The sequence below is a fragment of the Tellurirhabdus bombi genome (assembly GCF_021484805.1).
GTDB lineage: Bacteria > Bacteroidota > Bacteroidia > Cytophagales > Spirosomataceae > Tellurirhabdus > Tellurirhabdus bombi.
The window spans coordinates 2,418,303-2,432,695 of the sequence record NZ_CP090557.1 but is presented as its reverse complement, the minus strand read 5'-3'; the positions used below and the strand labels follow the sequence as shown (position 1 = coordinate 2,432,695).

The following is a 14,393-nucleotide window of genomic DNA, read 5'->3' as shown; positions in this document are numbered from 1 at the left end:
CTACGTTCGGGCCAGCCACACGGTATTACTTCATGAGTGAATAATCGGTTGGTTTCATGTAGACCGACTCTACTTTCTCCACAATTTTTCCATTCTTCTCCGATTCGTCACGGGCTTTGATCCAGACCGGATCTTTCCGAAACTCGTCAAATGATTTCTTTCCGGCTTCTTCGCTTTTATGCGCCAGAATATACACCAGTTTTGGCTGCGTAGCGGGGTCTTTTTCCACGGTTGTCCAATAGCCGATGTGGGTCATGCCATGCTTGGAAAACAGTTTAATGGTATGATTCCGAAAGCGGGCTAACACGTCGTTCAGATGATCGGGTGTGGGCGTATAGGTCCGCATCTCAAACGTACGCTCCGGCGACTTCTTGACGGATTTAATCACGGGCGATATGTCCGAAGCAGTCATAAACACCTGATCTACTTTCGCCACCAGCCTGCCGTTTGCTTCTGTTTTCTGTACTACTTCTTTCCAGGCAGGATCACTGCCAAAGGCCTTCCAGGAGGCCTCCCGCGCTTCCCGGCTGGGATAAGCCAGAATATAAATGACATCGTGCTGGCTTGTGTCCGTAGGCGTCCAGTAGCCAATATTTTCCATTCCGTGTTTTTCGAATAGCTTGGTTGTATGCTGCCGGAACCGATCGACAATCGCCTCAAATTTTCCGGGAGCAGCGTGGTAAACCCGGATTTCAAACAAGCGCGTATCGGGTTTGGGAGCTGGTTTTGCCAAAGCCACTCCAGCCAAACACAGAAGCCCCACAAGAGGGCCAATCATCTTTTTCATCTCACAATTTCAGATTAGGTTCTATTTATTAAGTAACAAAAAGAGTTTATTAACAAAACTACTCATTTGTGTAATTGAGTACTTCCTTGTAAATTTCCGGCAACCGTGTATTATTTGGATTATAGTTATATTTACCGAAACAATAATTACATTTTTACCGTACGGCCACATTTAATTTTACTTTACTTATGCTTAGCCGCGTTGCTAATTCCATTTACTGGGTGAATCGCTACCTTGAACGGGCCGAAAATTATGCTCGTTTCATGAGTGTAAATTTTAATCTGGCTTTAGATCTTCCTCCTAACGTAGATGAACAATGGGAGCCACTGCTGATTGCTACGGCCGACAATTTCCTGTTTTATAAGTACTTCGACAAACCAACGCGCGAAAACGTTCTCAACTTCATGACGTTTGATAAGCGAAATCCCAACTCAATCGTTAGCAGCCTCAATTATGCCCGGGAAAACGCCCGGACGGTTCGGGAAACGATTTCGAAGGAGATGTGGGAACAGTTGAACGAACTCTACCTCAACGTCCGCCGCGCCTCCAATAAAATTGACCTGAATCGACTTCAGGATTTTTTAACCGAAGTGCGAATGGGCTGTCAGCTTTACTACGGAATTGTCGACTGTACCATCACGCGCAACGAAGCCTGGCATTTCGGGCGGGTCGGGCGGTTTCTGGAACGGGCCGACAAAACAACACGCTTTCTGGACGTGAAATACTTCACGCTTCTGCCTTCTGTCGAAGCCGTGGGCTCAACAGTTGACCTGATGATCTGGTCGGCGGTGCTTCGGTCTGGTAGCGCCTACAACATGTACCGACAACAGTATCGCATGCTCAACCCAACGACTATCGTGGAATTTTTCATTCTCGATAAGCGCTTTCCTCGCTCGGTGGCCCATTCCATTCGCCAGGCAGAACTTTCCCTTTACGAAATTTCGGGCGTTGCCCTCACCAATGGATACACCAACGAAGCCGAAAAGAAATTGAGTAAACTACGTTCTGAGGTCGAATTTACGGATACAGCCGATATTTTTCGGATGGGTTTGCACCAGTACCTGGATCATTTCCAGACGCGCTGTAATGAAATCGATACTGCTATTTACGAGACGTATTTCAGTTTGAAGCCGGTTGAGAATTAGCCTCGGCAAATACCTGCCCAACCCGCCAAACCTCTTCAAATGTGTTGTATAAAGGTGCCGGAGCGAGCCGGATGCAGTCTGGCTCGCGCCAATCGCCAATGATTCCCTCCTCGACCAAGCGGTTGAATAAGGCTTTGCCGTCTTTCCGAACCAGCAGCGACAACTGACTCCCCCGCTCTGCCGGATTTTCCGGGGTCATGATCTCCAGTGGATAGCCCGACTCTTTCAGAACGGCTTCCAAATAGCCGGTCAATAGCTCACTCTTTCGCCGCAAGGCTTCCATGCTGGCTGCCGCCGTTTGCTGGATGGCGGCCAGATGCACTGCCATCGCCAAAATGGTTGGCGTGCTAACCTGCCAGCCGTCGGCACCGGACATAGGCACAAATCCTTTTTTCATCTCAAATCGCCGGGCCTCTTCGTAGCCCCACCAACCCGCCAGACGGATCAGATTAGCATCGTGGTGCTTTTCGTGCACAAAAACACCCGAAACGCCACCTGGCCCCGAATTCAAGTATTTATACGAACACCAAAACGCGAAATCAACGTCCCAGTCGTGTAAGTGCAGCGGAATATTACCGATGGCATGAGCCAAATCAAAGCCGCAGAGCGCACCCGCTTCGTGGGCTTTCCGGGTAATGGTTGCCATATCAAAAACCTGCCCCGTGTAGTAATGCAACCCGCTCATCATCACCAGCGCCAACGAATCGCGGTGCTCCTCAATGGCGGCCAGAATGTCATCCAAATGCCACGTATAATTACCGGAGCGCGGAAAAACCTCAATCAGCACTTCATCCGGATTATAGCCCCTGGCCTTTATGTGCGTTTCCAGCGCGTACTGATCCGACGGGAAATCGCCGCCAATGGTCAGAATTTTGGTGCGCTGTGCCGTCGGCTGGTAAAAAGACGTCAGCATCAAATGCATATTGATTGTCAGGTTGTTCATGGGACAAACTTCTGAAGGCTCCGCCCCCACAATCTGCGCCAACGGTTCCTTGCAACGCTTGTGCATCGTGTACCACGATTGATCTCCTTCCGAGGTGTCCATGCGATCGAACCAGCCTTCTACCCCGTGCTGTTGCCAGACAGCCAACTCCTGCGCCAAAACGCCCTGAACAGCTTTAGGTTGCAGCCCCAGCGAATTACCACAGAAGTAGATAAGCGGTTGGCCGTCCCGTTCAGGAATGTGAAATTGATCGCGGAATCGCCGGAGTGGATCATTTTTATCCAGTTGTCGCGCAAAATGGAGTGAATTTTCGTAGTTCATCTTTGGCCTATTTATAAAACAAAACTAGACAAAAAAAGCCTTGCCACCGAGAGTATGGGCAGCAAGGCTTTCATATGGTTGTGACTCTTTTAGTGCTTCGCGTCGCTATGCTCCGGAGTCGATTTCTGGCAGCATTTTGGCAGCTTGTCGTGCGCTTTCTGATCCGCTACGACCTCATCCGCATCGTAGCCTATTTTAGCTACCGACGCTTTGATCTTTTCGACATTGGTTTTTTTCGGATTATATTTGACCGTCACCACTTTATCGTCCAGATTCAGCACGGCTCCTTTAATTCCTTTGGTAAAGGCCAGATCGTGTTCAATCCGCTCTTTACACATCTCACATTTGGCCGAAGTTTTCAACTTAACTTCTTTATCATCGTCATTGACAGCCAGCGCGAAAACATTTACGACCATCAGCAACGAGAGGGCTAAACTTAGCAAACGCATTTTCATCGATTAAGTAGATTTATATGGTTAAACAGTTACTATTTCAACGCATTCGGCCCTGCATCATCGGCATCAGGGCGGGCGTCACCCGAAGATAAACCTGACCTGATAACGGCATTTTTCCGTAAATCGTTTCCAATGATTGATCTGGCTTACTGGCGGTTAACTGCGCCCCGGCCACCAGATCGGTAGAAGCAAATCGCACCAGACGGTAGTTCATTCCCAGCGTCAGATTATTGATGGTGAAATGCTGGTGACTTCCCAACTGATCGCCTAAGTCCAATTCAGCAGATGATTTACGGATATTTTCGTAACGACCATACAGCGCAACCCGGTTTAATTGAAGGCTGGTTTCGGCCAGATATGCATTTTCGTTTTCCCCACCGTGCCGGTTCAATCCCCAAACCAAGGCCGACGACACATAGCGGTTGGGATCGCCGCCGAGTGTTTTGCTATGCAGCACTGAAGCCGTAGTTCGGGTTACGTTTTCCCCTGGCTCAATGGCTTCGGGGCTTTTTAGCCATCCCTGCGAAAACTGCAACGCCAGCGAGGGTGCCGGATTAACTGAAAGGCGGTAAGAATAACTGTCAAACCGTGGTTTATCAAAACCAAACCGATTTTCGTTAGGCTCCCGCCCAGTGAAGCTAGACACCTCAACCTTGGCGATTTTATAGCGAAATCCCGCCGTAGCCACGCCAAACGTAATGTGCGTAGCGTCCATCCAGTGATGCCCCAGCGGTGAATCCGGGTTGTTAAACGATGAAATCCGGTGCATAAAGGCCGGTGGACCAAGGGCAGGCTCGCCCGGTAATCCAACATAAACGAAAGCATCGGCGTCGGCGCTAAACGCATGGGCATACCCGACTGACACTTCCGAAAATAAATCGTGCTGGTGCTGGCGATCAACCAGCCGCCGCCCCTGGTAGGTCTCCCCCGACTGAAACAGCAACGGATAACCGCCGTTCGAAACGGTTAACGGGTCAAGCGATACCATCAACTTAAAAGACAGCAAACCGCGTTGGCCAACCGTTCGCTGCGCCATACCCATTGCCCAGTTGGGCGCGTCGAATTCGCTGGCGCGGCCCCGCTTACCCTCATTATTAAAATTCTGATTGGTATGCCGTACAATGACGCTGTAATGCAGCATGTACATCCACGGATGGTTACTTTTTGTTTTCTGATGCCACATGTTCATGTACATCGGTGTCTGATCGGGTAGCCAGGCCGTTCCCGATCCGTTCCGATTCATGGGCAGATTCCGCGAATACAGGTGCGACATCATGCCATGATCCATGTGTTCATGATTCATCCCGGCGTGGTCTTTCGTACCCTGATCCATTCCCTTGGGCCTGGAATGGTCCATTTTCTGGTGGCGACTCGTGTCAGGCGGCGGCGCGGTGGTTTGGTGATGCTGGTGCTGAGCAGCTACAGAGCCACCCAGCATCAACATTCCTGCTATTAAGTATTCCTTCATTTCAGGTATTGGTGTGTTATTTATCTAACTCTCTTTCAAGCATTTGATGCCAACCGGCGGCAGTCATCAGCACAACGGCGACACGCTTCGGCGCAACGTTGGCAATGTTCGTCCTCGTGCGTGGCGCACTCGGCGGCGCAGGTATCGCACACATCCGCGCACAGCACCATAAACTGCATCATGAACGAAGAATCACGGGCGGTCAGGCTCGCGCACATCTTACAGAAGTCGGCACAATCGCGGCAAAGCTTGATGCATTGAGCCATCATTTGCACGTGCTCTTCCTGCAAGCAGGCCGTTACACATTGCTCACAGGCGGCAGCGCAGTCGAAGCACATGGTTACGTGATCGTGGTGTTTTTGCATAGTTTCCATAACGAGAATTGGTTTATAAGTGAATAATTAGTTGACTTCCAGCACAATTTCGTTACGGTAGGGCAAATTTACGGCCTCGCTTTGGGGCTTGCCGTACAGGATTCAGACGATCCTGTATATCATTTTGCGGTTTCGCTATCCGGCGATCCCGTAACGGCATCCAAAGCCGTACGTTGTGGTTGGTCAGACCGCCGAAATTTGCCCGGCGTCATTCCAGCTACCTGGCGAAACTGATTGGATAAGTGCTGTGAGCTGCTGTAACCCAATCGCCAGGCAATTTCACTTAGCGTTAACTCCCCATAAGCCAAATATTCTTTTACCTTCTCGATTTTTTGCGCGATGACAAACTTTTCGATCGTGATGCCTTCCGCATTGGAAAACAGATGACTCAGATAGGAATAATCATAACCCAGTTTTTGCGCCAGATAATCTGACAAATTCTGGTGCTCGGGCCGCTCACGGCGATCGTGGTGAATCTCGTTGATAATGATCGTTTTAATTTGTTGGGTCAAAATCATCCGTCGGTCGTCGAGCAGTTCGAAACCGCTTTGTTCCAACACCCGCCGAATATCCTCCGGCGATACGGTGTCTGGCAACTCCCCGATTTTAACCTCTCCCAGCTCAATCTGCTCCACCTCCAAACCCAGCCTTGTCAGCTCTTCGCGAACGACCCGCTTGCAGCGGTCGCAAACCATGTGTTTGATTAGCAGTTTCATGTTATCGCTTCAGTTTATACCGAAATCCGACGTAAATCATCCGGCCCGTAATGGGTCCCCAGGCACGTCCAGCCGCGTCGAAATCACGTCCAAACGGATTTTCAGCGCCCACAATCGGAGCTGTTTGCCGGAAGCCGCCCAGGTTTTCGCCACCCAGATAAGCATCCCATGTCCGAAAAGTCTTGGTTACCTGCGCATTGATGTTGTAAAAAGACGGCGACAGATCGGTAGGCATGTTCTGATAACTCTCGTGCTCATAGCCTTCGCGCAGGTAAGGAATCCGGCGCGGGCCGTTCCATTGCACGGTAAAATCGAACTTCCATTTGTCATACGGCAGGGCGTAGCCGGCATTGAACAACAACCGGTCGCGACTAATCATCATGCGGGGCAGCAGCACGTTTTCCCCGAAAGGCATCCCCATCGACTGCTTCACATCAAACAACCGATACGCCAGTTTTACTTCCATACGCTTGATGGGATGGTAGTTCAGCTCGGCCTGAAAGCTATTGGAGTAAGAGCGCGCACCGTTCAGGTTGTAGAAATACAGCTCGCGAGGGTGGTCGTTGTCTACGATGAGCTGGTTTTGAAAATCCGTGCGGTAGTAATCGACAATGAACGTTGCTTTCTGCCCGAACAAGGAGAAATCATTCGTCAGACTCAGGCCGTAGTTCCACGAAATTTCCGGCTTTAACCGATCGGCGAAGAACACCGCCCGCGAACTAACCAGATAGCCATAATTTTCGGCCAACGCATTCGGCGTCCGAAAGCCCCGCCCCGCCGAAGCGCGTAGGGACATGCTGGTGTTCAAATCGTACTTCAGGTGCACGCGAGGGTTGAATTGCGTCCCGAACAAGTTATGAAAATCGAGCCGTGCCCCCACTACGGCGGTCAATTTTTCCAAGTATTTGTAAGTATACTCCCCAAAAATCCCCGGTACCGATTCCGTCCGCGTCAGGGTCGTGTCCCGATAGCGCTCGTGGTAATCATCCAGCAAATAACTAATCCCCGTCTTAATACTGTGGTTGGTATTGTCAATAATAGACTGATAAATCAGGTTCCCGTAGAGCGATTGCTGGCGACCCGTGTAGGGTATAAAGCCAAACTGCGAGTTCTGGTCGTGGTACAACGCATTCAGCACTAAGCCTAAGCCTTTGTAGGGCTTTTCGGGGTAAAGCGTAGCCGTTTTAGAGAAAAACTCAATGCGCTTGGTGGCATTAGTGAACGTATAACGCGGTCCGGCAGACGACGTTTCCCGCTTTAATTGGCCTCCTTCGCGGTCTTCAGTCAGCGCCTTAATGCCAAACTGGGTCATGAACCGCTCGCTGGCGTATTTAGCCCGCACAACACCATTATACTGATTATAGAGCGGCAAGTCCATGAAGCCATCGTTGTTTTGATCAAGCTGGTTTTGGAGCGCGCTCCCGTGCCCCAAAAAGCCAACACTCCATTTTTCGGTCAATGGCTTGGACAGGTTTAGATTCGCCTCAACCCGGCCAAAACTGTTGGCATAAGCGTTGACGTACACCCGCTCCCGGGCGTCGGGCTTTTGCAATTCTACGTTGATCTGGCCCAGCATGCCTTCGTAGCCATTCACGACTGAACCAACGCCTTTGCCGATGTCGATGGAAGAAACCCAGGTTCCGGGAATGTAATTCAGACCAAAGGTTGTTGATAGGCCACGAATCGTTGGGATGTTTTCTACGTTCGTCTGGATGTAGTTTCCGCTTAGGCCGAGCATTTGAATCTGCCTGGCTCCCGTCACCGCATCGGCATACGAGACGCTCACCGACGCATTGGTTTCAAAACTTTCTGACAGGTTACAGCAGGCAGCTTTTGCCAGCGTACGGGCCGTAAGCACCTCTGTTTGGATGGGCGAAAGCCGGTCAATCTGCGTTGAAGAACCCGATACAACCACTTCCTGCAAGGTTTTCTCACCGGACAGCGTAACATCCAGCGGCGTTTGCTCCCGAACAGCTATCGTATCCGATTGATAACCGACGTAACTAAAAATTAGCGTGTCGCGTTGGTCCACACGGTCAATATCGTACCGTCCTTCGGCATCCGTCACTACGCCGCTGGTCGTTCCCATCCAGTAGACGTTGACACCAACTAAGGGCTGTTTTTTCCCGTTTGCAGATTCCCAGACGATGCCGGAAATAGTTTGTGTTTGTGATATAGCGGGAATCGATCCCAAAAACAGCGAAAAAGCGAGTAACGCTTTTCTCACCGCTCTTTTATATAGCTTGGAGAAAATCATAATATCGAACGAATAAAGTATAAACTTACAGAAAGCTTCTGCCCGAAAGGCAGCCGTCTGTTACTTAATCGTTACGATTTATAGCAGGAAACTTTGAACAAAAGCCAGCAAATCGCGGCCATGCGGAAGAGGGGGACTTTCAACTTGGACTATCTCGGGTTCTTCCAGAGGAAACAAAATGCCCATTAGCCATTCCGCAAACAGCACTGTCCCATCAATCACCATGTCTGTCACCACCTTGATAAACTTGGCGACCAAATGGCTAATAGATGAGGTGTAGTTGACGTTCTTGAAGTGCTGGTGCTCCTGACAGCAGTCTGTTTTCTTGATGATAGGCTTGTCAATCGGGAACGAGTGCCCTTTTTCAGACGGACAGCCTTTGCAGCTATCTTTCTGAACCGCCAGGTACATTTTTTTACCGCGCATTAGGCATGAGTGCTCAATAAAGCCAAATCCCGTACTGGTAATCAGCACGATACAGGCCATTACAAAGCTCAATATGCGTAATAGGGTGCGTTTCATTATGGGCAAAGGTCTATATTAATAACATCGTAATCAAGTATAAGTTCTTTTGATTTCGTACAACTTCTTTTGATTCAGGGCGGGTAAAGTGCCTAAAAGAAAAAGAGATGAGGAAAACTCCCCATCTCTTTTCAAGCACGACAATAAAATTAATTAATAACCAGGATTCTGCTTCAGGATCGACGTGCCCTGCAAGTCAATCTGAGTTTGCGGAATCGGTAGGTATTCGTTTTTACCGGCTGTAAACGTGGCTCCTGAATACGCATTCGACAGTTTAGGTCGTTCGTAAGCCAGGAAGGCGTTCAGTGCAGGCGCTGCAATGCCCCAGCGAACCAGGTCAAAGAAGCGGTGGCCTTCACCCGATAGTTCCAACTTCCGCTCAAACCGCACCGCAGTCCGGGCTGTTTCTTTGCTGGCGAACGCGCTGGCGGGGTATTGGTTGATTACATATTTGGCCGCTGCTGCGCCATTGTTCATGACAAAACCAGTTGGGTTGGCCGCACGGGCACGTACCAAGTTAGTATACTGACGAGCTTTCTCGAGGCTTCCTACCTCAATTTCAGCTTCAGCGGCCATCAATAGTACATCTGCATAACGAATCAACAGGATGTTGATACCTGTCCAGCCTTTCGTCCAGTTAGAAACGTCGGCAAACTTGCTTTCCTGTGATTTGTAATAGATGTATTTTTTGTTCGTATAAGGACCACCAAACGCCTGATCCCGAATCCAGTCCTGTCCAGGGTGAATGGACCAATCCAGGTAAGGAATGCCACGGCGGCCAATTGAATGGTCAAGGCGCGGATCCAGGTTGCCAGCATCCGGCGTAAATGCATCTTTAGACCCTAAGCTCTGGTCAGTCTTAAGCTGATTGGCACCCGTGTTGTACGAGCCATCCAGCAATGGTAAACCATTCGCATCCGTCCGGAACGAGTTTCCTAATTCGAAGCTAGGCTGGAAGAAACCGCAGCAACCTACAGGACCACTCGTACCGGTGTTGTACGGCCAGTTCAGGTTAAGGTCACCCGAAGCCGCGTCCGAGCTACCAGCATTCGCTACGTTCTGCGTGGAGAAAATGGCTTCTTCGTGGTTCTCATTATCAGCATTAAACACGTTTGCATACTGAGGTACCAGGCCGTATTTCTTGCCGTTGGTCGTTTTACCATTCGCAATGATCAGATCATACAGGGCTTTTGCTTCCGCGTATTTTTTCTCATACATATACGTTCTGGCAAGAGCCGCTGCTGCTGCCCATTTGTTGGCTCTACCAGCCTGGCTCTGCGCTTCTGGCAGGTTTTCGTAAGCAAATTTAAAATCGGCTTCGATTTGTGGCCAGATATCAGCCGTGTTTGGAACCTGCGTTACAGCATTCGTAACCCCAACGATGTAATCTACCTTTTCATCCACATAAGGAACCATGTTAAAGGTCCGCTTTAAATCAAAATAGTAGAATCCACGTAGAAAGCGAGCCTCTCCACCAAGGCGTTTTTTGTCATCTGCAGTTACCGAAGGACCTGCATCAGGTAAAGTACGCAGCAAAGCGTTAGCGCGGCTAACACCCTCGTATAGAGCCTGCCAACGGGCGTTTAGTTCACCGTTTGCGGGCGTAATCAAGTACGTTTGCAGCGGTGTGATGGCGTTGAAGTCACCGGCATTGGAGCCTTTGTTGGCATCGCCGCCCATAATGCTTCCGTACACCCAGTTGGTTGGACTTGCCGTCTGCGAATAGCCTCTACCGTTCAACTGAGCATAAGTTCCGATAAGCAGACCTTCCAGACCAGCTTTGGTGGTTAGGTCAGCATTTTGCAACTGACTAGGCGGCGGAACTTCCAGAAAGGAGTCTTTACACGCTAGCGCAATGAAGGTGAAAAGTAACGTCATCAACGTCCCTTTCGTAATCATTTTTTTCATATCGTAATCTTCTTCGATTAGTATTACTAGTTGGTATGATCAGCCTCGCTTGTTCCGAGCGAGGCTGGCTGTTTTGCTTTTAGAATCCGATGCTCAGACCGGCGTTGTAGCTCCGTGTGATTGGGTAGTTACCAAGATCAAGACCAAAGTTTTGGTCAGCTGCACCACCTACACCCGGATCCAATCCTTTGTATCCAGTAACGGTGAAAAGGTTGTTGGCACCAACAGAGATACGTACACGGCTCATACCGATCCGGCTCAACAAAGGAGCAGGCAGGTTGTAACCGAGCGTCAGGTTTTGCAACCGCAAGAATGAGCCGTTTTCTACGTAGAACGAATTTGGTACCGTGTTGGTACTTTCATTCGAAACATCCTCAAAAATTGGCTGGTCAGTATTCGTGTTCGTTGGCGTCCAAGAATCTCTTACCCGCGCGCTGATGGCTGCTCCCGGGAATGACGGATAGAAGTCGGTATACCATTTCGAGTAGTTGAAAATTTTGCTACCCAACGAAGTATACAGGTATGTTTCCAGGTCAAACCCTTTGTAGTTCAGTTTCAACGTAACACCACCCGTGAATTTCGGAACCGGGCTACCAATGAACGTCCGGTCATCGTTGTTGATCACGCCATCGTTGTTGATGTCAGCATACCGGAAACGACCCAGGCCAGCGCCCGTTTGCTTCGGAGCTCCATCGATTTCTTCCTGGCTATCGAACAAGCCAATTACCTGGTATCCAAAGAACGAGGCGATGCTCTGACCCGGTGCGTTACGCGTTGGCGCTAAGCCCAGACGGTTGGTTGGCGGCGTCAAATCGAAATAAGGAACACCCGGAGCCAAGGCTGTAATCTCGTTTTTCAGGAAGCTACCCGTCAGGTTTACTTCATACCCTACGTCTCCGGCTGCTTTTCCACGCGTGATAACCTGGAAATCAAGACCTTGGTTACGCATGCTGGCAATGTTTACTGAAGGAGCCGTTGCGCGTTGACCGACAACACCAGCGATAGGTACCTGGAACAGAAGGTCTCTGGTATCTTTCCGCCATACGTCCAAAACAACGTCCAGTCGGCCATTCAGGAAACTACCATCAATACCGATGTTTGTTGTTGTACTGGTTTCCCATTTCGCATTGGCATTTCCGATCCGGCTCCGGAAGAAGCCAGGGTCTACGCTTGAGTTTGATCCACCGATGTCGTATGAGTTAGCAATGTTCGACTGGAATAATGTAAACTGGTTGCTTGGGTTAACGTTGTTTGAGTTACCCATTTGTCCCCAGCCACCGCGTACTTTCAGGTCTGTAATGAACGGTACACTTTTCAGGAATTCTTCGCCCGTTAAGCGCCACGCTGCCGAAAGCGCCGGGAATACCCCGTAGCGGTTGTTAGCCCCAAAACGTGATGATCCATCCCGACGAATAACCCCGGTAAAGATGTATTTATCAAGCAGGATGTAATTAACCCGACCAAACATTGAATAGAAGTTAACACCGCTAAACAAATCGCTGTTTACCTGCCGGCCACCCGAAGCGGCTGTGCTGATGCTGGCGTAGTTTGGATCCGTCGAGAATGGATTGATCCCTGAACCGCTCAGGTTACGGCCCTGGCCATCGTTCAAGGCTTCGATACCAGCCAATAAATCAAGGCTGTGGATACCGAATTTCCGGCGATACTGAGCGGTGTTTGTGAACGTCCACGTCAGGGAGTAACCAGCGCCTTCATTGATCTGGAAGCCACGTCCGTTTCCTTCTGCGTTTTCGTAGGTATTGCGGTTCGTTGTTTTGTTATAATAATTGTAGAACGCACCACCAAGGCTGCTCCGAATTGTTAAATCCTGAATAACATCATATTCCAGATAAGCATTTCCGAAAAGACCAACGCCGAAGTTGCGGTTGTTTCTAGCCCCTTCCCGAGCGGCAACCGGGTTGGCCGGGTTGTTAAACCCTTTGGCAGCCGTACCGGCATATCCACCAAACTCGTCATATACTGGGATAATCGGGGCCATCCGGAAAGCCGTCAAGATGTCGCTTTCTTCCTGCGCTAAGTTCTGACCGGCGCTTCCTCCAACCTGACCGGAAGTATTGATGTAGGTTAGCTGTACGTTTTCTCCGAAGCGAAGTTTTTTGTTCTTCAAAACGTCAAATTCCGTGTTAATACGGAGCGAATACCGGTTGAAGTTGTTGTTCAACAGAATACCCGCCTGATTTTGCTGGCCAAAACTTACAAAATAACGGCTGCTCTCGGTTCCGCCTGAAAAGCCGAAGCTTTGACGCAGGATCGGTGCCGAACGCGTGATGGCATCATACCAGTTTGTACCTGCCCGGTTAGCCCGAACAACCTGATAAATACCGCCTAGCGAATTATCAACATTATAGTTAGCGCGTTCTGCAGCCAGGTCAACGCCGCCGGTAACCCCATAGCGATTACCAACCAGAATGTACTCGGGTAGTACCGGCGTATTTCCTGAACCGTACTGGCCATTGGCAATACCCGTGAAGCTTACTGGCTCACCCAAGGCAGTTTGCCGATTCCGAACGGCGTTCCAAGTCCAGTCAGCCTGTTCCTGGGGCGTCAATACTTCCGGTGCCTTGCCTGGATCTGTGAAACCGTAAAGACCATCATACGAAACGGTCAGTTTTTGCGGCGTCCGCTGTCCTTTTTTCGTCGTTACAACAATCACCCCGTTGGCAGCCCGCGCACCATATATAGAAGCGGCAGCCGCATCTTTCAATACGGTTGTGGTTTCGATGTCGTCAGGATTAATAAAGTTGATACCACCGGTAGGAACCCCGTCAACAATATAAAGCGGCTGGTTACCTCCGAATGCACCAAAACCACGCACCCGGATTGTGTTGTTTGCACCCGGCTGACCACTGGCAATAACGGTTACCCCGGCCACGCGACCCTGTAACTGGGTTTCCACGTTTGCCGATGGAACAGCCGCCAAGTCTTTTGCTTTTACGGTGGATACAGCGCCGGTATTGTCGCGTTTGCTGTCCGTTGTATAACCCGTTACGATGACTTCGCTCAAGGCCGTAGCATCTTCCTGAAGACTAATCGTCAGGGTTGACTGTGAGCCCACCGCTACTTCCTGCGTCTTATAACCAATCGCAGAGATAACGAGCACTGGATTACTGGCATTCACTGAGAGCGTAAAATCACCGTTTGCATCCGTAGCCGTTCCGGTAGTCGTTCCCTTCAGCACAACGTTAGCTCCTGGCAACCCCCCTTCAGGGCTGCTAATGCGCCCCGTAATTCGTCGGTCCTGAGCAGAAGCGCTCCCGCACCACAGCACAATTGCTACTACAAAAACAGCCTGAAAGAGCCTGTAGAACATTGCTTTCATAAGGTTAATATTATTAGGTTTTAATTTTGCACTAATTTTATAGCTTTTTAAGATATTTAAAAAATATGTTACTATAGTTCTATCAAAATATACCCTTTCTTCTATCAAATGATACCCTTGGGCCTAATTTCTGAGCCAGTTATTTAGTTTAAATTGC

General features: G+C 49.7%; 11 protein-coding genes. 1 reads left to right on the top strand and 10 read right to left on the bottom strand.

All coding sequences use genetic code 11. The features are described 5' to 3' along the window. Nucleotides 1–25 precede the first annotated feature (25 nt). The gene (locus L0Y31_RS10275; RefSeq protein ID WP_234737042.1) at nt 26–778 is read right to left on the bottom strand and encodes an NIPSNAP family protein; all 753 of its coding nucleotides are present in this window, start codon (nt 776–778) and stop codon (nt 26–28) included. A gap of 197 nt (nt 779–975) precedes the next feature. On the opposite strand from L0Y31_RS10275, the gene L0Y31_RS10270 reads away from it, so the two are divergent. After that, nucleotides 976–1,932, top strand: coding sequence for an alpha-E domain-containing protein (locus L0Y31_RS10270; RefSeq protein ID WP_234737041.1), 957 nt, complete (start codon nt 976–978; stop codon nt 1,930–1,932). On the opposite strand, the gene kynU is transcribed toward L0Y31_RS10270, so the two are convergent. From kynU to L0Y31_RS10225, 9 genes are all read right to left on the bottom strand, one after another. Further along, nucleotides 1,907–3,196, bottom strand: coding sequence for a kynureninase (gene kynU / locus L0Y31_RS10265; protein ID WP_234737040.1), 1,290 nt, complete (start codon nt 3,194–3,196; stop codon nt 1,907–1,909). The genes L0Y31_RS10270 and kynU overlap by 26 nt on opposite strands. Before the next feature lie 89 nt (nt 3,197–3,285). Then, nucleotides 3,286–3,645, bottom strand: a complete 360-nt coding sequence (locus L0Y31_RS10260; RefSeq protein ID WP_310587144.1) for a heavy-metal-associated domain-containing protein — start codon at nt 3,643–3,645, stop codon at nt 3,286–3,288. Nucleotides 3,646–3,688: 43 nt separating this feature from the next. After that, a complete protein-coding gene (locus L0Y31_RS10255; protein ID WP_234737038.1) occupies nt 3,689–5,119 on the bottom strand; it encodes a hypothetical protein in 1,431 nt (476 codons plus the stop codon). A gap of 35 nt (nt 5,120–5,154) precedes the next feature. After that, nucleotides 5,155–5,457: a four-helix bundle copper-binding protein gene (locus tag L0Y31_RS10250; RefSeq protein ID WP_234737037.1), complete on the bottom strand. Its 303-nt coding sequence runs from the start codon at nt 5,455–5,457 to the stop codon at nt 5,155–5,157. A 155-nt stretch (nt 5,458–5,612) separates the two neighbouring features. Then, a complete protein-coding gene (locus L0Y31_RS10245; protein ID WP_234737036.1) occupies nt 5,613–6,209 on the bottom strand; it encodes a helix-turn-helix transcriptional regulator in 597 nt (198 codons plus the stop codon). A 1-nt stretch (nt 6,210) separates the two neighbouring features. Next, on the bottom strand, nt 6,211–8,436 hold the full coding sequence (locus tag L0Y31_RS10240) for a TonB-dependent receptor plug domain-containing protein (protein ID WP_407084072.1): 2,226 nt from the start codon (nt 8,434–8,436) through the stop codon (nt 6,211–6,213). A gap of 108 nt (nt 8,437–8,544) precedes the next feature. Beyond that, the gene (locus L0Y31_RS10235) at nt 8,545–8,988 is read right to left on the bottom strand and encodes a hypothetical protein (RefSeq protein ID WP_234737034.1); all 444 of its coding nucleotides are present in this window, start codon (nt 8,986–8,988) and stop codon (nt 8,545–8,547) included. Between the two features lie 153 nt (nt 8,989–9,141). After that, nucleotides 9,142–10,896, bottom strand: a complete 1,755-nt coding sequence (locus tag L0Y31_RS10230; protein WP_234737033.1) for a RagB/SusD family nutrient uptake outer membrane protein — start codon at nt 10,894–10,896, stop codon at nt 9,142–9,144. Nucleotides 10,897–10,975: 79 nt separating this feature from the next. Next, nucleotides 10,976–14,236 carry a SusC/RagA family TonB-linked outer membrane protein gene (locus L0Y31_RS10225; RefSeq protein ID WP_234737032.1) on the bottom strand — a complete coding sequence of 1,087 codons (3,261 nt, stop codon included), beginning with the start codon at nt 14,234–14,236 and terminating at the stop codon, nt 10,976–10,978. Nucleotides 14,237–14,393 lie beyond the last annotated feature (157 nt).

Excerpts from the sequence above, each read along its gene's own strand:
- L0Y31_RS10270 (WP_234737041.1), top strand. The coding sequence starts at position 976 with ATGCTTAGCCGCGTTGCTAATTCCATTTACTGGGTGAATCGCTACCTT.
- L0Y31_RS10225 (WP_234737032.1), bottom strand. The coding sequence starts at position 14,236 with ATGAAAGCAATGTTCTACAGGCTCTTTCAGGCTGTTTTTGTAGTAGCA.
- L0Y31_RS10245 (WP_234737036.1), bottom strand. The coding sequence starts at position 6,209 with ATGAAACTGCTAATCAAACACATGGTTTGCGACCGCTGCAAGCGGGTC.
- L0Y31_RS10235 (WP_234737034.1), bottom strand. The coding sequence starts at position 8,988 with ATGAAACGCACCCTATTACGCATATTGAGCTTTGTAATGGCCTGTATC.
- L0Y31_RS10260 (WP_310587144.1), bottom strand. The coding sequence starts at position 3,645 with ATGCGTTTGCTAAGTTTAGCCCTCTCGTTGCTGATGGTCGTAAATGTT.
- L0Y31_RS10255 (WP_234737038.1), bottom strand. The coding sequence starts at position 5,119 with ATGAAGGAATACTTAATAGCAGGAATGTTGATGCTGGGTGGCTCTGTA.
- L0Y31_RS10275 (WP_234737042.1), bottom strand. The coding sequence starts at position 778 with ATGATTGGCCCTCTTGTGGGGCTTCTGTGTTTGGCTGGAGTGGCTTTG.
- L0Y31_RS10250 (WP_234737037.1), bottom strand. The coding sequence starts at position 5,457 with ATGTGCTTCGACTGCGCTGCCGCCTGTGAGCAATGTGTAACGGCCTGC.
- kynU (WP_234737040.1), bottom strand. The coding sequence starts at position 3,196 with ATGAACTACGAAAATTCACTCCATTTTGCGCGACAACTGGATAAAAAT.
- L0Y31_RS10230 (WP_234737033.1), bottom strand. The coding sequence starts at position 10,896 with ATGAAAAAAATGATTACGAAAGGGACGTTGATGACGTTACTTTTCACC.